This is a genomic window from Romboutsia sp. (assembly GCF_051659545.1).
Taxonomy (GTDB): domain Bacteria; phylum Bacillota; class Clostridia; order Peptostreptococcales; family Peptostreptococcaceae; genus JBOFOR01.
The window spans coordinates 1-21334 of record NZ_JBOFOR010000042.1 but is presented as its reverse complement, the minus strand read 5'-3'; the positions used below and the strand labels follow the sequence as shown (position 1 = coordinate 21334).

Annotated in this window: 16 protein-coding genes, 1 tRNA gene and 2 riboswitches; of the genes, 1 reads left to right on the top strand and 16 read right to left on the bottom strand. The window is 27.4% G+C overall.

The window, feature by feature from the left end:
- Window positions 1-243: 243 nt before the first annotated feature.
- A complete protein-coding gene (locus tag ACRC03_RS02420; protein WP_438650958.1) occupies window positions 244-879 on the bottom strand; it encodes a GNAT family N-acetyltransferase in 636 nt (211 codons plus the stop codon).
- Window positions 880-1237: 358 nt separating this feature from the next.
- On the opposite strand from ACRC03_RS02420, the gene ACRC03_RS02415 reads away from it, so the two are divergent.
- Complete coding sequence (locus ACRC03_RS02415; protein WP_438650957.1) at window positions 1238-1711, top strand: LURP-one-related/scramblase family protein; 474 nt, start codon at window positions 1238-1240, stop codon at window positions 1709-1711.
- A 367-nt stretch (window positions 1712-2078) separates the two neighbouring features.
- Here ACRC03_RS02415 and ACRC03_RS02410 read toward each other — a convergent pair whose 3' ends face one another.
- From ACRC03_RS02410 to ACRC03_RS02340, 15 genes are all read right to left on the bottom strand, one after another.
- On the bottom strand, window positions 2079-2627 hold the full coding sequence (locus tag ACRC03_RS02410; RefSeq protein WP_438650956.1) for a ferritin family protein: 549 nt from the start codon (window positions 2625-2627) through the stop codon (window positions 2079-2081).
- 138 nt (window positions 2628-2765) lie between these two features.
- Window positions 2766-4508, bottom strand: a complete 1743-nt coding sequence (locus ACRC03_RS02405; RefSeq protein ID WP_438650955.1) for a M56 family metallopeptidase — start codon at window positions 4506-4508, stop codon at window positions 2766-2768.
- 17 nt (window positions 4509-4525) lie between these two features.
- A complete protein-coding gene (locus ACRC03_RS02400) occupies window positions 4526-4891 on the bottom strand; it encodes a BlaI/MecI/CopY family transcriptional regulator (protein ID WP_438650954.1) in 366 nt (121 codons plus the stop codon).
- Window positions 4892-5117: 226 nt separating this feature from the next.
- The gene (locus ACRC03_RS02395) at window positions 5118-7127 is read right to left on the bottom strand and encodes an FtsX-like permease family protein (RefSeq protein ID WP_438650953.1); all 2010 of its coding nucleotides are present in this window, start codon (window positions 7125-7127) and stop codon (window positions 5118-5120) included.
- Window positions 7117-7881, bottom strand: a complete 765-nt coding sequence (locus tag ACRC03_RS02390) for an ABC transporter ATP-binding protein (RefSeq protein ID WP_438650952.1) — start codon at window positions 7879-7881, stop codon at window positions 7117-7119. Before ACRC03_RS02390 ends, ACRC03_RS02395 begins: the two co-directional genes overlap by 11 nt.
- A gap of 230 nt (window positions 7882-8111) precedes the next feature.
- Entirely contained in the window at window positions 8112-8750 is a 639-nt protein-coding gene (gene fsa / locus ACRC03_RS02385) for a fructose-6-phosphate aldolase (RefSeq protein WP_438650951.1), read from the bottom strand.
- 147 nt (window positions 8751-8897) lie between these two features.
- A complete protein-coding gene (locus tag ACRC03_RS02380) occupies window positions 8898-9239 on the bottom strand; it encodes a PqqD family protein (protein WP_438650950.1) in 342 nt (113 codons plus the stop codon).
- A complete protein-coding gene (locus ACRC03_RS02375; RefSeq protein ID WP_438650949.1) occupies window positions 9232-11166 on the bottom strand; it encodes an OPT family oligopeptide transporter in 1935 nt (644 codons plus the stop codon). Before ACRC03_RS02375 ends, ACRC03_RS02380 begins: the two co-directional genes overlap by 8 nt.
- Before the next feature lie 251 nt (window positions 11167-11417).
- Complete coding sequence (locus tag ACRC03_RS02370; protein WP_438650948.1) at window positions 11418-13391, bottom strand: ATP-binding protein; 1974 nt, start codon at window positions 13389-13391, stop codon at window positions 11418-11420.
- Window positions 13392-13596: 205 nt separating this feature from the next.
- On the bottom strand, window positions 13597-15054 hold the full coding sequence (gcvPB, locus tag ACRC03_RS02365; RefSeq protein WP_438650947.1) for an aminomethyl-transferring glycine dehydrogenase subunit GcvPB: 1458 nt from the start codon (window positions 15052-15054) through the stop codon (window positions 13597-13599).
- Window positions 15054-17594 (bottom strand): aminomethyl-transferring glycine dehydrogenase subunit GcvPA, encoded by a 2541-nt coding sequence (gcvPA, locus tag ACRC03_RS02360; protein WP_438650946.1) that lies wholly within the window; start codon window positions 17592-17594, stop codon window positions 15054-15056. Before gcvPA ends, gcvPB begins: the two co-directional genes overlap by 1 nt.
- Window positions 17595-17668: 74 nt before the next feature.
- Window positions 17669-17750, bottom strand: a riboswitch (glycine riboswitch).
- A gap of 3 nt (window positions 17751-17753) precedes the next feature.
- A riboswitch (glycine riboswitch) is annotated at window positions 17754-17856 on the bottom strand.
- Window positions 17857-18013: 157 nt separating this feature from the next.
- Entirely contained in the window at window positions 18014-19558 is a 1545-nt protein-coding gene (locus ACRC03_RS02355) for a PAS domain-containing sensor histidine kinase (protein ID WP_438650945.1), read from the bottom strand.
- A gap of 160 nt (window positions 19559-19718) precedes the next feature.
- Window positions 19719-19979, bottom strand: coding sequence for a hypothetical protein (locus tag ACRC03_RS02350; RefSeq protein ID WP_438650944.1), 261 nt, complete (start codon window positions 19977-19979; stop codon window positions 19719-19721).
- 24 nt (window positions 19980-20003) lie between these two features.
- The gene (locus ACRC03_RS02345) at window positions 20004-20867 is read right to left on the bottom strand and encodes a YitT family protein (protein WP_438650943.1); all 864 of its coding nucleotides are present in this window, start codon (window positions 20865-20867) and stop codon (window positions 20004-20006) included.
- Between the two features lie 79 nt (window positions 20868-20946).
- Window positions 20947-21022: transfer RNA gene (locus tag ACRC03_RS02340), tRNA-Lys, on the bottom strand.
- Between the last annotated feature and the right edge of the window lie 312 nt (window positions 21023-21334).

Below are 21334 nucleotides of genomic sequence, written 5' to 3'. Positions count from 1 at the left end.
TAATTCAACTGATGATAGGGTAGTGTATTTTGCTTTTAGTAATCGTTTTAAATATAATCAATTTCTTGAATTTGTAGATTTACATGGTTCTAACTTTTTGAAGAAGTTTTTTTCTAAATAATAATAATATATAATTATTTAAAAATATCATTAAATTTATTTACTATTATAATTTAGTTGCAATTAAAAAGAGGCTTATCTCTATTTTTAAGTAAGTCTCATCTTTTCAATTTTTTGTTTTTATTAATCTAGCATACTACAAGCAATTTCAAACTCCTTTTGACTTTCTTGAACTTTCTTCTCTTTGTAAGTAAAATTCTTGTCAAACGCTTCAATTTCTTCTTCACTAATCTCAAGAGCATCAGAGAAAGTAGCATAACCTGAAATATTATCTAGTGCACCTTCGTAAAGTGGCAATACTAATAATCCTTTAAGAAAACTTCCATCAGGCATAGATATGTTGTATTTTTTTCCTCCACCAAAACCATATGGCTCATAGTGATAAGGATAACCTAAAGTTAATATAGCTCTATGACCTAGTTTTTTTGCTTCCTCTATTGAATGAGTTATTAGTTGGCGTCCAAGCCCCATTCTATGTAAGTTTGGTAATATACAAACTGGTCCAAAACTAATTGTATCGTGCTCTACACCGTCTTTAGATACAACTTTTGAATGAGAGTAAAATATACTTCCAACAATTTTATCATCTAGTTCTATAACAAATGTAAGTTCAGGTATAAAATCTTTGCTCTTTCTTAAATTATGGATTGCAAGATGCTCTGCACAGCCTGGGAAATATAAATTCCAAAATGCTTCTCTAGCAACCTCTTCTACTATTCTGTAATCTTTTGGTTCTTCTCTTCTTATTTTTATATTCATGATTTCTCCTTAAAACAAATAATTATTCCATGTATTCCTCTAGTATATCATAATATTTAATTTCTATATCTTCACAACTATTTATAATTCTATAGTTTTTTCTATTATAAGGTGTAGTCTTTCTATAATAGATTATAAACTAGTTAATACCTTTTTTATAATCCATTTTTTAACCTGTTATTAGATATATTTTTAAAGATAATATTTATCTCATCATTTTCAATTAACTTATCTATATAAACACTACTATTTCAAGATATTATTAATTATTGTATAAAATTTGTAAATATTTTAACCTGTAAATCTAATATAATGTTTAATATAATAAAGCATACATATTAATTAAAAGGGGGATTTTATGAGGTATTATATGAAATCAAAGTTTTTCAAGTTTAAAGAAGACTTTTGGATAAAAAATGAATTTAATGAAGAAGTCTTTTTCGTAGATAATAAATTTATGACTTTGGGACTACAATTTGATATTTTGAAAAATGATAATGTTTTATATTTTGTTAAGGAAAAATTAATGACATTTATGAGTACTTATGAAATGTATGAAAATAATAATGTAGTTGCATCTGTAAATCAAAAATTTACTTTTTTTAAAGATAAAATAGAAATCGATAGTAAATATGGCAATCTAAGTATAGAGGGTAATATTTTTGATTATAACTATAAAATTTATAAAGACAATAAAGTTATCGCTGTTGCTGATAAGGAACTTTTTGCCTTTACTGATAATTATTCTGTTGATATCAATTTTGAGGATCATGCTTTTGTTTTAGCATTGATTGTAATAATTGATAATATTAAAGACAAAAGAAGAAGTTAAAGAATTAAGCAATTGAGCTTTCAATTTTTCATCACTGTATTCTCCCAATATACTGCGTGTTGTATAAGCTACAATGCTTGTTAATCTCATTTTATACGTCATTTTAACCACCTGCTGTAATTTATTATTTTATCATTGCTATAGTCTATATTTTATTTCATATTTATAGTTAAAACCATAACTGCAAATTTACAATATAAATCTTACTTATTAGTAATCTTTGTACAACTTAAAGTAAACTTTCTCTATACCATATCTATTAGTTAGCTAGTAGTAGTGCGTAATAATTTCCTTATACATAAAAAAAGACTGTAGAAAAATTTGCTTGTATACAAATCTATCTGCAGTCTTTAAAATTCAAAACTTATTATTTAGTTCCAAAGTGTCTTTCTAATAATCCTAAGAATGCTTTACCATGTCTAGCTTCATCTTTACACATTTCATGAACTGTATCATGTATAGCATCTAATCCTAATTCTTTAGCTCTTTTCGCTATTTTTAATTTTCCTTCTGTAGCTCCATATTCTGCTTCAACTCTTGCTTTTAAGTTAGCTTTTGTATCTGCTACTACTACTTCACCTAATAATTCTGCAAATCTAGCAGCATGATCAGCTTCTTCAAATGCTATTCTCTTATATGCTTCTGCTACTTCTGGGTATCCTTCTCTATCAGCTTGTCTACTCATTGCTAAGTACATTCCTACTTCAGTACACTCTCCTGTAAAGTTAGCTCTTAATCCTTCTAATATTTCTTCATCTATATCTTTAGCTACACCTATTCTGTGCTCATCCGCCCAAGTCATTTCACCTTTTAATTCTTCAAATGCTTCTGATCCTTTTTTACATACTGGACATATTTCTGGAACAGTTTCTCCTTCATATACCCATCCACAAGGCTTACATACAAATTTTTTCATAATAATATCCTCCCATAACTCTATATATAAATTTTATATTTTTTAAATTAATTTCTTAATTTGCTATAATCTATATATACCCGGTGATTATTACTTTAAACAATATTTTTTATTTTTTTTGCAAATTTGACAATTTTTTTATTTAACTAGTTCAATATTACTTCCTACAATTTTATATTTATACTCTTCTACAACTTTTCCATCTTTTTTCTTTGTATATATTATAAATTCATTACCATCACTTTTTGTGTACGCTTTTTCGTATAAATATCTTTGACCATTAACTAATTCTTCTCTACTTCCTAGCCAATAAGGGTATGAAGATAAGTTTTTATCTTGTAATAGTTTATTCCCTGCCTCTACATTAATATCTGCTAGCTTCTTTTCTACGTAATCTCCTTGAACTTTAGCTTCTCTATTTATTGATTTTAGATAGTATTTTGCTTGTTCTTCTTGTTGTTTTGTTAGTTCCTCATAGTATTTGTTACTATTTAAAGCACTCTCCCAAAGTTTCTTTGGAAACACTTTTTTTATTGAATCCTCATAGTATGCACCGTCTTGTAGTTCTTCTCTATTGATATACTTGTAATTACCATTACTATCTTTTTCAAACGTCATTGCTGTTGGTAAACAAGAGGTTCCTGAAGATAATGTGAAAATTCCATTTTCAAAACCAAACTCTCCAGTACTAGTAATCATATATACTTTTATATTATTATTTTTTTCCTCTTTATCTAAAATAATATGTCCTTCTGTTTCAACTTCTGAACCATTAAATTTTATCGTTGAATTAAGAAGAGCTTGTGAAATTGCCCCCTCTAAACTTTCATTTCCTTTATTATTTTGATTTTCTCTAGCACTTGTCAGAAGTACTCCCGATAAAGTAAGTATTAGAATTACACCAACTATACTAAATAGTGCTTTTTTATTTTTCATAAACTTCATATTTTTTATTCTTCTTATTCTCTTTTTAATAGTCTTTTTGTCATCTATCATTCCTATTACACCAATAGTATTTTTAGAGCTTTTAATTCTTTCAAGTACTGTTAATATAGCTTTTCCGTATTCTTTGTGTTCCTCTTCATTGATTGTTTTAAGAACCATTTCATCTGTTGCAATTTCCATATCTTCTCTCATTTTTTTAAATGAATACCATATTATTGGATTAAACCAGTGAATACTTTGAAGTATTATTAATATGTAGTTAATTAGTATATCTTTTCTTTTGTGATGAGAAATTTCATGTAAAAATATATACTCTAGTTCTTTGTCTGATAGATTAATCATTGATTGTGGTATTAATATTTTCGGTTTTATTATACCTAGTAATGATGGTGTTTTTACAGAATCATTTATCATTAATTTTATATCAGATTTTACTCCCATTTTATTTTTGCAATTTTTTAAGATTTCATATTTATTTTCATCTACACTTTGATTTTCTTTTTTAAAGGTTCTATGAATCAAATAATAGGAACTTATAAATACCGCTAATGTATTAATAGTTACTATCATCCAGACTATCGGTATATACGGATTTATTTTATTTGTGTTACTTGACTTTGAGATAACGGTTGTATCAGTGTTACTGACTTGTTGAACTTCTTTTTCTGATGGTTTTACTTCCATTGTGCTATTTTCAATATTCTTATAACTTATATTTGTTTCATAAACACTGTTAACTGGTATTTTATTAAACAAACTCATATCACTTTGTGGTCCAAATGGTATTATTAGTTTTACTACAAGCAATAACCATATTAAATAATGATATTTTGCATTTATACTATCTTTTATAATAGTTTTACTTAAAATAATAACTACAGCAACTATTGATCCATAAAAGGATGCTTGTAAAATTAACCCCCCTAACTCTTGCATTTTAACCCACCTTTATATTAATTTTCTTCATCTAGCATTTTCTTTAGTTCGTTAATTTCTTCTTTTGAAAGTTTTTTATCTTTGATAAAACTTGATAGCATTAGGTTTACTGAACCGTTATAAAGTTTTTGTAAGAATGATTCATTTGCATAATTTTTATATTCATGTTCTCCTATATTTGGAGTATATATATACATTTTTTTGTTGGTTTTATCTACATTTAAAGCTTCTTTTCCTACTAATCTAGTTATTAATGTTTGTATAGTTTTTGGTTTCCACTCTGTACTTTCTTCAAGTTTTTGTATAATCTGTGCACTTGTTGCACTTTTAAACTCCCATACAACTTTCATTACTTCTAACTCTGCTTCACTAACTTGTATCACATCTATCCCTCCTTAGGATTACATTTGTAATTTAATTAAATATTACATTTGTAATCTTAATTTATCAACTATAATAAAAAATTTACTTCCCTTGAGCAACCTATTGGTAAAATACTTCATATCTCACATTTACTTAAACGTAAAAAATCCTATAGGGTAGACTTTTTTACCTTCTACTCTATAGGATATATTTTTAAATTACTATGGCTCTTTTACTTTATTGAATTTATGAGTTTTTTATTATATTTTTATATCCTGTGTATGTGGCATAGAAGTATCCTACATACACTATTGTAAATATTAAAGCTGTAAATAATGATGATGTTCCTATATCCGGCTTATTAAACATTGCTATAAAATCATTGGCTACATTTATACCTACTACTGCATGTATAAATGCAAGTCCTAATGGTAAGCTAAAGTATATTAAAGTTTGTGTAAATATAGTTTTGTCTATCATTTTATCATTAGCACCTAATCTTTTTAATGATTTATATCTATCTATACTATCACTAGCTTCTGATAATTGTTGAAGAGCTAGTACTGCCATTGATGCAATTAAGAATATTATTCCTAAGTATATTCCTACAAATAATATAGATGTTGTCATTCCTTTATTTTCTGAATAAATGCTGTCTCTTGTCATTCCATTTATAAATTGCTCGTCTATCTCACCATGTATAAAATCTTCAAATAGCTTAGAAAACTTTTCTTCTGATATTTCTCTATCTTCTTTAGGGTAATTGATATTTACATTTGATGTGTATATATCAAAGTTACTTATTTCCTCGTCATTTAATACTATTGTAAATAGATTACTACTAAAATTATCTGTCGATAAATTATCTTCTATTGCTTTTTTATTTTTTAAAGTGTAATCTTTATTATTAATTGTAATAGTTTCATTGTTCTTTAAAAAATCATTTGTAACTTTTAGAGTATCAGTTGTGTTACATAAAACTAATGCTTCTTTGTCTTTTATGTCTATTGGCTCTTGAGCGTTTAGTTCCCTTACTGCATTATACTCTGATTCTTTTATAAAATTTACTGACCATTTCCCAAATTTACCTAATTTTTTCTTACTTTCTTCACTTATATTCTTGTTTAATACATCATTTAACGTAATATTTTCAGAATAGTACTCATCATAATAAGCATATTTTTCACCATTCTCAAATTTCACGCCTGAACTTTTTAATATTTCTTCTATACTTTTTAGACCCTTTTCACCGTAAATATATGAACGAGCACTTGCATCATATGGCGTAGATTTCTCTAATCCTGATTCTAATGAGTTCTTGAAACTTATTCCTGTAGATAATATTCCCATAGTTAAAAATAACATTAAACATATTATAGACATAGATATAAAATTTGTGTTTACTTTACTGTTTATTTGTTTAACCACAAATATATTTAATCCTTTAAAGTATATTTTTTTATTTTTCTTTATTATATACAATCCAAATCCTGATAAACTAAAGAAAAATAATACGGTTCCCACTACACCTAATAATATAGAAGCTTGGAATTTTATATTACCAATATCAAGCCCAACTTCTGTTACTAACATGTATGCTGTGACAATAGATACTAAGCATACTATAAATGCAATAATATATAAAAATGGATTCTTTATTTTTATATCTTCAGTTTTTTTACCTGCAGATAATAAGTCTATTATTTTGTATTTAGATATAACTATTACGTTAAATATCATTACAAGTAAAAACATAATTCCAAAGTATAATGCAGTCTTGCCTATTGCTTTAAAAGAAATAATAAAAGAATAATCACTCATACTAATTTCAAATAATTTTGAAGTAAGGACTGATAAACCTTGTGATGCTATAAGTCCTAATAGTAAACCACTAACTAAAGAACATATACCAACTATTAGCGTTTCTATAACAAGTATTCTAGATATTTTATTTTTACTCATACCTAAAGTCATATATATTCCTAGCTCTTTTTTACGCTTTTTTATTAAAAAGTTATTTGCATATAATATTAAACTACCTAATATTACAGATACAAATACTGATAGGGCAGAAATAAGATTTACTAACGTTCCTATATAATCAGCACTTGAGCCTTGCATTTCCACAAGGGCTTTTTGTGATTCTATAGAGTTGAAACTATAAAATATACAAACTGCTAAAGTTATTGTTAAAAAGTATATGCTATAGTCTTTAAAACTCTTTCTTACATTACCAATGGCTATCTTAGAATACATTGTCATCTCCTCCAAGTAAAATTACGACTTCCATAATTCTATTAAAGAATTCTTTTCTAGTGTCATTTCCTCTTACTAATTCTGTGAATATCTTTCCATCTTTGATAAATAATATTCTATGAGCATAACTTGCTGTAAATGCATCATGAGTAACCATTAATATTGTAGCTTTTAGTTCTTGATTTAAACTTTCAAATCTCTCAAGTAATAATCTTGATGATTTAGAGTCTAAAGCCCCTGTTGGCTCATCAGCTAATACTAACGATGGATTTGTTACTATTGCTCTTGCTGATGCTACCCTTTGTTTTTGTCCTCCTGACATTTGGTAAGGGTATTTGTTTAATACTTGTCCTATCTCAAGGTATTTTGCAACTTCTTTTACTTTTGCATCTATTTGAGATGTATCTTCTCCCTTTATTGTTAAAGCTAATGCTATATTTTCATATGCTGTTAATGTATCCAATAAGTTAAAGTCTTGGAATATAAATCCTAATTCATTTTGTCTAAACTTATCTAGTCTCTTCGATTTTAATTTTGTAATATCTTCATTATTTATTATTATCTTTCCAGTAGATACGCTATCTATTGTCGATATACAATTAAGTAATGTTGTCTTACCACTACCACTAGGTCCCATTATACCTACAAATTCGCCCTCATCAACTCTAAAACTTATGTTATCTATAGCTTTTGTTACGTTATCCTTATTTCCATAGTATTTTTCTATTTTATCTACATTTAGTATGTTTTTCATATTTTATTTCCTCCATGTTTTATCTTATGTATGTATTTTACCCTGATTAAATCTTTTTACATATTTAATTACCTTACATCTTCCTTACGTTTTTGTAATGTAAATAACAATTTTTATTTTATATTTAAAAAGTCTGTAAATTATTATCTTACTTAATAATAATTTACAGACTCTATATATAAATAAAGACTAATACCTTTAATCTATTTTAAGGCATTAGTCTTATTTTATTACATATTTTTATAATCAGCTAAAAACTTTTCTATCCCTATATCAGTTAAAGGATGCTTAGTCATTTGCTTTAATACACCAAATGGTATTGTAGCTATATCTGAACCCGCTAATGCACATTCTGATGCATGTATTGGGTTTCTCACACTTGCAGATATTATTTCTGTTTTTATGTTATGAATTTTAAATATTGATGAAACTTCTTCTATTAAATTAGTTCCAACCATACCTATATCATCTAATCTTCCAACAAATGGACTAACATATGTTGCTCCAGCCTTTGCTGCAAGTAACGCTTGTTGTGAAGAGAAGATTAAAGTTACGTTAGTTTTTATTCCTTTTTTAGATAATACGCTAACTGCTTTTAATCCATCTATACACATAGGTAATTTTATTACTATATTTTTATGTAATTTAACTAATTCTAAAGCTTCTTCCACCATTTTATCAGCTTCTAAGCTTATTACTTCTGCACTTATTGGTCCATCTACTATTTCACATATTTCATTTATTACTTCTTTTAAATCTCTTCCTTCTTTTGCTATTAATGATGGGTTTGTTGTTACTCCATCTAAGATTCCCCAAGTTGCTGCTTCTCTTATTTCATCTACATTTGCAGTATCTATAAATATTTTCATACATTTTCTCCTTAATACCTTATAAAATATTTGGTTTGTATTTTTATTAAGTGTATAAAATAGTGTAGCATTAATTTCATATTTTATCAATGTTTTACATTTTTAATAAAAAATAGAGAGCATTTCAGCTCTCTATATCTATATTTATTAATTTATTTTTTCAATGTATTTACAATTCACTTCAATATGATTTAAAAATATTATTAACCTTTCATAAAGAGGATTAATACTATTTCCAAATTGTATTTCTAAATATTTACCAATTTCTTCAATATTTTTCTTACCATCAATTTGTAAAAACACATAACTACCGTATTCATCTAGTTCAATATTTTTATAAGTAGGAATCTTAAATTTTATTTTTCTTAAAAAATTTTGTACCCAATGATTCTGTTCTTCAGATATAGTTACTGTTCCATTACTACTTACGTCGTATTTTAGATTTTCACTTTTTTGAAATACAGAACCTAATATTTCACTATTAGTCATTATGCTTAGCCTTAGCGAAAGCAATTGGTATAGCAACTAGAACTGCTAAAGCTACTAATAAGATTATAGCCATTCCATTTCCTGCTGCAAATCCAGCTGGAGTACCTACTGTTATAATTCCAGATACTTGGAATATTATACCTAATAGTCCTACTATTGATCCACCTGCAACAAGTCCTGATGATAAACTTATACCATTTGAAACTTTAGTTTCTTTTTCTTCTTCCTTCTTAGATGTTTTTTCAACAAACACACGTATTAATGCTCCAACTAATATTATTGAAGTTGTAGCTATTGGTAAGTAGAATCCTATAGCTATAGTCATTATTGGTAAATTTAAGAAGTATAATACTAGCGCCATAAATACACCCACTATTATCATAACCCATGGTAATTCACCAGACATTATACCTGAAGTTAATGTTGACATTAAGTTAGCTTGTGGTAAAGCAAACGCTGCTCCTTCACCAGTTACAGCAAGTTGATCTGCAAGTAATAATATTGTTCCTGTAACAACTACTACCCCTACTATACTTGCTAAAGTGAAGTATTTTTGCATTTCATTTTTACTACCACCCATTACGTAAGTTACTTTTTGAGATTGACTGTATCCTCCAGCCATAGCTATAGAAACTACTATAAATGAACCAAATAATAGTAATGACCTATTGTCGCCTTTAGTAGTCCATCCCATTATAACAAATACTAATGTTACTATAACTAAAGATGCTATTGTCATACCTGATACTGGAAGGTTTGATGTTCCTATTGTACCTGTAAGACGACCTGCAACTATTACAAATAATAAAGATAATACCAATGATAATATTGCTCCTACTATTGCCATTACAACGTTTCCTGATATTATGAATGCTCCTACGAATCCTAATATTATTCCACCTAATAATATTACATTTTGAAAAGATTTACCATCTTCGTTTCCAGAAACACTTGATTTTGCATTAAGAGTTTCTTTTACTGATGCTATTATTGTTGGTATTAATTTGATAGCCCCTATTATACCACCACAAAGCATCATTCCTGCACCTATGTATTTTACATAACTGCTTCCTATAACATTTACATCCATTTGGTTAATTGGCATTGAAGGATTATTCCATACCATTATTCCATCTTTAGCCATTTCAGCAAAGTATCCTATTAAAGGCATTATACCAAAGTTAGCTAATAGAGATCCTGCAAACATAGTTAATGATATTTCAAGACCTACTATAAACCCTATCCCTAAAAGAAGAGGATTTACTTCTACTTGGAACTTCCACTTATAGAATGAGTTACTTACATAACTTATAACGTTGTTAGTTACGTTTAAGAATGAACTTGATATTAAAGTAAGCACACCACTTATTCCAAATCCAATACCCATGTATTTTATAGAGTCTCCTCCAGCTTCTGAAGCTACTAATGTTTCTGATATTGCCATAGCTTCTGGATACATAAGTTTTCCATGTTCTTCAACTATTAAATAATTATGAACTAATGCTGTACATCCTATTCCAAATAATACCCCACCAATACCTACAGCTAAACCTTCTACGAAAGTAACTTGACTTCCTATTAGGATAACTGAAGGTAATACAAATATAAGACCACTTGCAACTGATTCTCCACCACTTGCCATACCTTGTATAATATTTTTCCCTAATATACCTTTTTCTTTAGCAAATACACCTACAAGTGCTGATCCTATTATAGCTCCAGGTATACCTGCTGCTACTGTAAGACCTGCTTTCATACCTGAGTATGCTGTTGATGCTGCAAAGACTGCTGCTAGCACTAGACCTATTATCAGTACTGCTGCGTTTCCACCTGTGTTTGACTTACCTGTTATGTATGGAACGTAGTCTTTACCAGCTACTCCACCATATGCTTCTTTAGGCAGTTTTTTGTTTTCTTGTTTACTCATTTTTTTGTGCCCCCTTGTTTCATTTGTTTCTTACTACATCCTATTATAATCTTATTTTCTATTTTGTTATGTTAAATTTAAGTTAAATAAAATTTTCCATTTTATATATTTATTGTATTTTATGTATTTTTTAATTTTTATGTATTTTTTACTTTATGTATTTTTATTTTGTATTTGTATATAAAAAAAGAAGGAAATTTTCCTTCTTTTTTATATTTTTATACTATTTAATTTTTAAATAGTCACTACTGCTATATATCTGACATTTCTAAGTCCACAATTTTTCCAGTTTTAATTATCTTTAGCTTATCAAGTTCCCAGTTTTCTTCTATTGTTTTTATTGGAATATATACTCTAAAAATAGAACCTCTATTTTCTTCGCTCTTAACTTCGATTCTTCCATTATGTACTTCTATTATATCCTTTGATATACAAAGTCCAATTCCACTTCCTTCATTTTTTCTAGTAAGAGAATTGTCAACTTGATAAAAACTATCAAATATACAGTTTAGCTTTTCCTTTGGTATACCTATACCTGTATCGCTAACTTCAATAACTACATTTTCTTTTTCTTCTTTTTTAATACTCAATAATACTAATCCACCTTCATTTGTAAACTTAATTGCATTTGATAAAAGATTTAATACTACTCTTTGTATTTGGAAAATATCTATTGCTGTTATTATTTCCTCTACATCCGTATCAAATATCATTTTAATTTTTTTCTTTTTACCTACATGTATGGAAGATATAAATATTTCTTCTACTATACTTACTATATTACAGTTTTCTATATTCAACTCTAACATACCATCTTTTATTTTTGTAAGGTCTATAATGTTGTTAGCAATTTTTAATAATCTGTAAGAATTTTGATTAATATTTTGTAATTTATCTACCATATCTTCTTTGTTAATGTTATTTTTATTAATATTTAATTCCATTATTTTGCTGGTATTTAAAATTACATTTATAGGAGTTCTTAATTCATGACTTAAGTTTATTATAAATTCAGTCATTAATTTTTCTCTTTCTTTTGAAAATTTTTTTTCTTCTTCTTTCTTTTTGCTTTTCATACATATATTTATATACTGACTTAGTATTATTATTACTAAAAATAATATTAATAAATAAGCACCCTTCATCCAAGTAGGAATTAGAATTTGATACGGTTTTTTATTTATTACTTCTACATTATTACCTACATTAAATGGGTTAATTTTATACTCATATATACTTTTATAGTCTACTACTTCAGTTGACTTTTCTTGAACTCCACTTTCCATATTTACAATGCTTTTGCCATCTTCAAGTTGAATTAAAGTTTTTGCTGCTATCTTGCCAAATTCTTGTCCTATTTCTACATATCCACCTAAAACACCTGCATTTAAATATATTTGGGTATTTGTATATATAGGATTTTTAGTATGATTTTTTATAATGTCTACTGTTTCTTTAGGCTTTAAATATTTATTAAAATCACTATTTTTAAACTTTCCCATTATAATGTTAACTGTATCCTTCTTCTCTTTCATATTGTCTATATTAGTAACTATATCTTCAATATAGTTACTTCTTATATAGTTTATATTTATATACGATTCTAGATATACTCGTAATAATTTGTCCATTTCATATTTAACAGTATCACAATAACTAGATTCATCTAATATTACATTAATATTTTTCACCTCAGGAGTTAAATTTCTTATAAATGAAAATAATCCTAAACTATGATCAATGCTATACATTCCAACTGTATATTTTTCTTGTTCTGAACTAATATTCAATTTTTTATTTACACTACTAAATACAAGAGGCTTATGATAAAAAACACTTTTTTTATTAACTATTTCTTTTAAAAAAACTTCATATGCTATATCATCGATTGCATAAATAGCATCGATTGTTCCCTTGGGATATTTTACTTCTAACATCTTTTTTACTGAATTTAGATATTCCTTACTATTACTTTCATCAATATTCAAATACTCAATGTGTAAATTTATATTATTTTCATGTTTTTCATTTTTTATAGTTTTTTCTAATCCTTCAATGATATACTTCTCCCAATAATCACCTTGATGATAGGAGTTTATTACAAGTACATTAAACTTTTCATTTATACTATCCATTCCATAAATACTATTAGTCTGGTTATTTATAAAAAATGCAAAAAATAAAACAAGCACAGAAGTGATTGTAAATTTGCATAACTTTTTCATTAATTTATACATCTCCTTACACTATAATAATATACCTATAAAAAGCTTTATTCTACATAAGAATCCACTTTCCCTTTATATTTTTGTGCTTTTTAGAGAATAATTAATAACTATATATATATTGTACTATTTAATATACTTTAGCTCGCAAAAAGAGGATAATCTTGATATTATCCTCTTTTTTGTTATATTGTACTTTAATATTTTATCTTTGATTCCAAGTTAATATAGGAACTTTTACTGATCTTGCATCATCCACTCTTTTTATAAGAGTATTGTGTGGTGCAGTTTTTAGTAAATCTGGATCTTCTTTAGCTTCCTGAGCTATTTTTTTCATAGCATCTATAAACTCATCTATAGTTTCTAAGCTTTCACTTTCTGTTGGTTCTATCATAAGTGCTTCACTTATTATCAAAGGGAAGTAAATTGTAGGTGGATGATATCCATAGTCAAGCAATCTCTTAGCTATATCCATAGTTTTAATATCACTTACTCCTTTTGATAATCCTCCTAATACAAATTCATGTTTACATATTCTGTCTATTGGTAAATAATAGTATTCTTTTAGATTTTCTTTTATATAGTTAGCATTTAAAACCGCCATTGTACTTGCTTCTTTTAATCCTTCATTTCCCATTGTTAATATATAAGTATAAGCTTTTAACATTACTCCAAAATTACCATAAAAATTCTTAATTTTACCTATAGAAAGTGGTTTATCATAGTTTAAAGTATAATTTTCTTCAGTTTTTTCTACTACTGGTACTGGTAAGAATGGTATTAATTCCTTTTTAACTCCTACAGGACCACTTCCAGGACCTCCACCTCCATGTGGAGTTGAAAATGTTTTGTGTAAATTTAAATGAACTACATCAAACCCCATATCTCCAGGTCTAGTTATACCCATAATTGCATTCATGTTTGCTCCATCGTAATATAAAAGTCCGCCTGCTTCATGAACCATTTCTGAGATTTCTTTTATATTTTCTTCAAACAATCCTAGTGTACTTGGATTTGTAAGCATTAATGCCGCTACCTCATCATTTAATACTTCTTTTAATTTTTCTAAATCTACAGCTCCATTTTTATCTGATTCTATTTGAACAACCTTAAAACCTGCCATAGCAGCACTTGCTGGGTTTGTTCCATGTGCTGAATCAGGTACTATGACCTTAGTTCTTTTGTTTTCTCCTCTGTTTTTATGATAATCCTTAATCATCATAAGCCCTAGCAGCTCCCCATGAGAACCTGCTGATGGTTGAAGTGTTACTGCATCCATACCTGTAATTTCAGCTAACATATTTGATAAATCGTACATCATTCCAAGAGAACCTTGCGTAGTTTCAATCGGTTGATAAGGATGCATCTCTGTAAAATCTGAAAGATAAGCCATATCTTCATTTATTTTAGGATTGTACTTCATAGTACAAGAACCTAATGGGTAAAAACCTGTGTCTACACCAAAGTTTTTACTAGATAATAGAGTATAATGTCTAACAACATCTAGTTCACTTAGCTCTGGTAAATTTAATTCTTCACTTCTAAGCATCTTAGCATCTAGCATATCCCCTATTTTTATATCTTCTATATCAAGCTTAGGAAGTGAGTATGCTTTTCTACCTTTTTTAGAAATATCTATTAATAAGCTATTATATTCTTTCATTATATTTCCTCCACACATTGAACTAATCTTACTAAGTCTGAAATTTTTTCTATCTCTTCTGAACAAAGAGTTTCAACTAATTTATCTATTTCTTCTTTTGTTCTTTTTTCAGTTACACATATTAATGTACTATCTTTTAACTCTTTATAATAATTTTCTAGATTATACCCACCTAAAATGTTATTTTCCAATAAATTATTATTTATTATACCTACTTCAGTAGGGCATAATAGTGCAAATTCTTTGAAGAATTTACCTTTAAATATAGGTTTATATTTTCCACTTTCTACAAGTTTGTTATAAGTATAATGCGCTTTTTTCATACTTTGATAACCAACTTCTTTGAAACCTTCTTTTCCTAATGTTGCCATATATATAGAAGCTGTAAGTGCATTTAATGCTTGATTTGAACATATATTTGAAGTTGCTTTTTCTCTCCTTACATGTTGCTCTCTAGCTTGTAAAGTTAATACATAGGCTTTTTTACCTTCAGTATCTATACTTTGACCTACTATTCTTCCTGGCATTTTTCTTGAGTACTTTGATTTTGTTGCTAAAAAACCTACATAAGGTCCTCCAAAATTAGTTGGATTACCTAAAGCTTGAGCCTCTCCCACAACTATATCTGCTCCTATCTCACCTGGTGTTCTTAATACTCCTAAGGATATAGGGTCTACACTCATAACTAGTAATGCTTTATTAGCATGAACTATTTTTTCTATTACTTCCATTTCTTCTATTATTCCAAAGAAATTTGGGTTTTGAACAAGTACACATGCTGTTTCTTTATCTATATTTTCTTTTAATTTGTTTATATCTGTCATTCCATATTCGCTGCAGAAGTCTACTTCTACTACTTTTAAATCACTAAATCTAGCGTAAGTGTATAATACTTTTCTAGTTTCTGGATGTGTTGTCTTCGATACTATTATTTTATTTCTTTTAGTTTGAACTGCTGCCATTAGGCAAGCTTCCACTGCTGCTGTTGCTCCATCATACATAGATGCATTTGCTATTTCCATTCCTGTAAGTTCTGTTATCATTGATTGAAATTCAAATATTACTTGAAGAGTTCCTTGGCTTATTTCTGCTTGATATGGTGTATACGCTGTGTAAAATTCACTTCTTGAAGTTATATGCTTTATAAGTGATGGGATGTAATGATCATATGCTCCTGCACCTAAGAAGCAAGTTAATTTTTCTAGGTTTATGTTTTGTTTTCCTAAGCTTTTTATTTTTCTGCTTACTTCTAATTCTGATTTTCCATTTTCTAGTTTTAGTGGTCTGTTTAATCTTAATTCTTTTGGAATATCATTAAATAAGTCTTCAACTGAATTTACTCCTATTTTTTCTAACATTTTTAATTTATCTTCCTTAGTTGTTGGTATATAAGAGTATTCATTATTACTTTCATCAGCTTTAGTTTCTACGACTGTTTCTTTTTTATATTGTTTTTTGTAAAAAGGCTTAGATATTATTTTAGCTTTTACTAATTTTTTTCTTATTACTATGTCTATTTCTGTTCCTAAGTTTGCATATTGGCTATCTATTAGGGCTAACCCTATTGCTTTGTTTAATGTAGGTGATGAATATCCTGTAGTTACTAATCCAATTACTTTATCTTCTAATTTTACTTCATAACCTTGTCTTGCTATACCTTTACCTAATAATTCAAACCCTACCAGTTTTCTTTTTAATCCATCTTGTTTTTGTTTTACTAAAGCTTCTTTTCCAATAAAGTTTGATTTATCTAGTTTTACAAAATATGAAATCCCTCCTTCTAGTGGAGTAATATTTTCATTTATTTCATTTCCATAAAGAGGTAGACAAGCTTCAAATCTTAATGTATCTCTAGCCCCTAGACCGATTGGTTTTATATCTTCTTTTCCTGCTTTTAAAATTTCATTCCATATAGTTTTTACATATTTATTTTCACAATAAATTTCAAATCCATCTTCCCCTGTATATCCAGTTCTTGAAATCATACAAGATAAGTTACATACTTTAATATCATCTCTAAAGTAGAAAAACTCTATATCGTTTAAATCTACTTCTACAATTTTCTGTAATATTTCTTGTGCTTTTGGACCTTGAATTGCTAATTGTGAAGTTTCCTCACAAATGTCTTTTATTTCTACATTATATCCTTTGCTATTTTCTCTTATCCAACTTATGTCTTTATCTATATTACCTGCATTTATTACTAGTAAAAACTTATTACTGTTGTATTTATAAACTAATAAATCATCTACTACTCCACCATCTTCATAGCACATCAAAGTATATATAACTTGATTTTCATTTAAAGTCTTTATATCATTTGTAACCAAGTTTTGAACAATTTTTTCTGCTTCTATTCCTTCTACCAATACTTCTCCCATATGAGATACATCAAATAGCCCCGCTCTTTCTCTTACTGCATTATGTTCTCTTAACATACTTTCGTACTCTAGTGGCATATCCCATCCTGAAAATGCTAAAAACTTAGCTCCCATTTCTTTATGCGTCTCATATAGTGTTGTGTATTTAAGCTCTTCCATTTCTAATCCTCCCTATTATATTTTTGCATACAAAAACAGAGTACATAAACACGACAAATAGTCTCGCCTATATACTCTGTATACTAACCTGAAAGTTTCAATAATTTTAATTATTTTGCTTCTTCGGTGGCTTATATAAAATAAGCCTTTCCAGAGGTCCATCAATTAACGGTATTCTTGCCTGAGAGTTTCTTTAAAAATTGGCAATTTTTAAATTTCTCCTTCGGCTCCTTGTTTAAAAGGTATCTCCCACTAATCTCCCTTGGATATATTCTGTTTTTATTATAATTGTATTAACATTCTGTATATTTTTCAATAAAAATTCAATAGTTATTTTATTAACTTTTAATTATACTAATTTTTCATGTAATAAGCGTAAAAAAATAATAGAGTCATCTCAAAAATGAGATTTTCTCTATCTACTTTATAATAGAATATATATCAGAAAACTCTATATCAATAGTTTCTACATATCGGTTGTATTTGACAGGTATTTTTTCGTCTTTTTCTTTTGTACATAAATCTATAGGTATCTTTATTAAAAATTCGCTTCCTACACCTTCAGCACTATATACTTTTATACTACCATCATGTAAATCTACTAATGATTTAACTATAGATAATCCAATTCCACTACCTTCACTTAGTTTCGTTATTCTATTATTTATTTGTTTAAATAACTTAAATACATCATTTAATTTATCCTTTGGTATTCCAACTCCACTGTCTCTTACTTTTATATGTAGATATTCTTCTTCAAAGTTTAATTTTACTTCAATTTTTCCTCTTTCTCTATTATACTTAATTGCATTTGATAATAAGTTTAGTATTATTCTTTCCATCTTTTCTAAATCAAAAGCCATTACTTTTTCTTCTAGATTAGTATCGAATATTAAAGTAATACTTTCTTGCTGCGCATAATATTGTACTGAATCGCATATATTTTCTATGAATTCTACCATATTATAATTTTGAGGATTATACTCTAAGCACCCTGAGCTAAGTCTTGTACTATCAATTAAATTATTTACTATTTTTAGCAACCTATACCCATTTTGCTTAATTATATTTGTATACATCCTATATTTTTTATTATTTTTATCTCTATCTATCATAAATTCAATTAATTGTATTGAACTAAAAATAAGATTTAAAGGTGTTTTAAACTCATGGGATAAATTTGCAAAAAACTCCATTCTAAGTCTTTCAAATTCTTCTTCCGCTTCTTTTCTGTGAGATATATCTCTAGCTATTCCTAATACCCCAGCTACCGTTTTATGTTCGTCTATTAAAGGTACTTTTATAGTTTCAAGATATTTTACCCTTCCATCTTTACATAATAAGGTACTATTATTTATAGATGTTTTTTTAGATTTTATTATTTCTTCTTCTTCTAGTTGATATTTTTTTATTTTTATATCAGGTGTATTTATATCTTTTTCTACTTTTCCAATGACGTCTTCTTTTGTTAAATTTCTATTTTCTGCAAATACTTTATTACAATGTCTAAACACTCCATTTATATCTTTAAAAAATATACTATCTGGTATAGTATCGCTTATTAACTCCAACATTTTTGTATCAGAAATACCACTGCTTATAATTCCTTTTTCTCTTACTGTATCTATTTTTTCTGTATACCAAAACATATATTTATCTTCTGATATGTGATTTATATCCAATTTATAAAAAGCTTCTTCAAATTTAACCAATTCCACTATTGAATCTTTTTTTGCTTGTTTTGAATTTTTTACTACATTTATTAAATAATCATATTTTTTACTACTTATTTTGTAAGATATATTTTCTTTAATTATGTTTTTACTAATCTCTTTTAATTTTTCATTGGCCCCTAATATATTTATATAATATACTTTTTCATTTTTATCTTCTTGTAATTCAGCCCACATGCAAGGTATAGGGCTTTCCAAAAGTATTTTTATATATTCCCCTTTATCTAGCATAAATCCTCCTTTATTCCTGTATATACTATATATATTATAGTATATCGCTAAGAAAAAAAGGAGGACTTTGTATATATTAATTGTTAAATAATTTTTTTATTGTATGATGATTATTTTTTCCGTCATATTTTTTGTAAATCAGATATTTTTTTACAAACTTCTATTCTGCGTCAAAATCTATATGAAATTTACCTTGTGGTGCATTTATATCTATGTATGATAAATTAAACTGTTCTTCCATTACATCTATTTTATATTCAAATAGAACATCATCTTCTTTCTTTGACATAAATATATAGCTACCTTCTTCTTTTTCTTCTATCTCTTCACATATTTCATCGTATATTTCTTCACCGCTTACTTCACCTAAATAACCTGATGCTTTTATTTTCTCTTCAATTATTCTGTATATTTCCTCCATTTCAAAACCTTCCTTTCTTTTTTATTAAATATTTATTGCCTTAAAACCTTCTCCTAATACCTCATGTACATCACTCACTATAACAAAAGAGTTAGGGTCTTCTTGCTTTATTAATCTTTTTAGATATACTTCTTGTTGTTTTTTATTTACAACAACAAATAATATATTCTTATGGTCATTAGTGTATCCACCTTTACCATCTAAAATTGTAACTCCTCTTTTAATATCATCAACTATAACGCTTCTTAATTTTTCTGGCTCATTGGTTATTATCATAAATGCCTTAGAGTAATCAAAACCAGAGATTATAGCATCTATTACCTTTACTATTATGTATAAAGCGATTGCAGAGTATAATCCTGTTTCTAAATTTCCATTTGCAATGCCTGCTGATAAAACAACCATTCCATCAATCAGAATTAAAAACTTAGGAACAGGTATATTGGGAAAGATTCTATTTAGCATAAGTGCTATAAGATCTGTTCCTCCTGTTGAGCCATCTACGCTAAATACTGTTCCAAGACCAATTCCTAACATTATTGCTCCCGATATTGCCGATAGTAAAACATCTTGTGTTATTTGTATCGTCGATAATGGCTCTGTTATTTTTATAACCCCAGATAACATTATCATTCCTATAAACGTTTTTATAGCATCTTTTTTACCTAATATTTTTATTGAAAATAATAACAATGGAATACCTATAATTAGCATTATTACCGATACAGACAATCCCGTCATTTTACTTATTACAAGAGAAAGACCGCTAAGTCCACCTGGTGCTATGGTAAACGGCTTAAAAAACACATTTATTCCGGTACCTATAAATAAACATCCTACTATTAGCCCAATAAACTCTATAACTATTTTTGATGATTTGTTCCTCATATCTTCCCTCCAAAATTCTTTAAATACAAAAAACTCTTAGTAATCTAAGAGTTTTTTATATTAAAGCATGTTTTTTAATTGGTGATCCATCCGCGACTCGAACGCGGGACACCCTGATTAAAAGTCAGGTGCTCTACCGACTGAGCTAATAGATCATATTTTCGACTTTTTTCGACTTCTGTTTACCTAAGTACTATTATATACTCTTTTTGTAGTGCAGTCAACATTTTTTTAATTTTTTATATTTTATTTTACAATATTATTATGAGTAATTTATGCAAATATATACTACTATAATGATTATCTTTATAAGAAATTTATTACAAATTAAATACACTTCTCCTTATAGCAAATTATTTCATTTTCAAAAAAATCGTTGCATTAGCAAAATTTTTAATGTATACTTTCTCATTGCTAAAATACTCTTTTAAATTTAATAAAAAGAAAAATAGGGAGGAAACTAATGA

Bases quoted from the DNA above. Each gene is read 5' to 3' on its own strand.
- ACRC03_RS02390 (WP_438650952.1), bottom strand. From the start codon at position 7,881: ATGAAAAACATACTAAATGTAGATAAAATAGAAAAATACTATGGAAAT.
- ACRC03_RS02405 (WP_438650955.1), bottom strand. From the start codon at position 4,508: ATGCAAGAGTTAGGGGGGTTAATTTTACAAGCATCCTTTTATGGATCA.
- ACRC03_RS02355 (WP_438650945.1), bottom strand. From the start codon at position 19,558: ATGCTAGATAAAGGGGAATATATAAAAATACTTTTGGAAAGCCCTATA.
- gcvPB (WP_438650947.1), bottom strand. From the start codon at position 15,054: ATGAAAGAATATAATAGCTTATTAATAGATATTTCTAAAAAAGGTAGA.
- ACRC03_RS02370 (WP_438650948.1), bottom strand. From the start codon at position 13,391: ATGAAAAAGTTATGCAAATTTACAATCACTTCTGTGCTTGTTTTATTT.
- gcvPA (WP_438650946.1), bottom strand. From the start codon at position 17,594: ATGGAAGAGCTTAAATACACAACACTATATGAGACGCATAAAGAAATG.
- ACRC03_RS02380 (WP_438650950.1), bottom strand. From the start codon at position 9,239: ATGACTAATAGTGAAATATTAGGTTCTGTATTTCAAAAAAGTGAAAAT.
- ACRC03_RS02410 (WP_438650956.1), bottom strand. From the start codon at position 2,627: ATGAAAAAATTTGTATGTAAGCCTTGTGGATGGGTATATGAAGGAGAA.
- ACRC03_RS02415 (WP_438650957.1), top strand. From the start codon at position 1,238: ATGAGGTATTATATGAAATCAAAGTTTTTCAAGTTTAAAGAAGACTTT.
- fsa (WP_438650951.1), bottom strand. From the start codon at position 8,750: ATGAAAATATTTATAGATACTGCAAATGTAGATGAAATAAGAGAAGCA.
- ACRC03_RS02345 (WP_438650943.1), bottom strand. From the start codon at position 20,867: ATGAGGAACAAATCATCAAAAATAGTTATAGAGTTTATTGGGCTAATA.
- ACRC03_RS02350 (WP_438650944.1), bottom strand. From the start codon at position 19,979: ATGGAGGAAATATACAGAATAATTGAAGAGAAAATAAAAGCATCAGGT.
- ACRC03_RS02395 (WP_438650953.1), bottom strand. From the start codon at position 7,127: ATGTATTCTAAGATAGCCATTGGTAATGTAAGAAAGAGTTTTAAAGAC.
- ACRC03_RS02420 (WP_438650958.1), bottom strand. From the start codon at position 879: ATGAATATAAAAATAAGAAGAGAAGAACCAAAAGATTACAGAATAGTA.
- ACRC03_RS02375 (WP_438650949.1), bottom strand. From the start codon at position 11,166: ATGAGTAAACAAGAAAACAAAAAACTGCCTAAAGAAGCATATGGTGGA.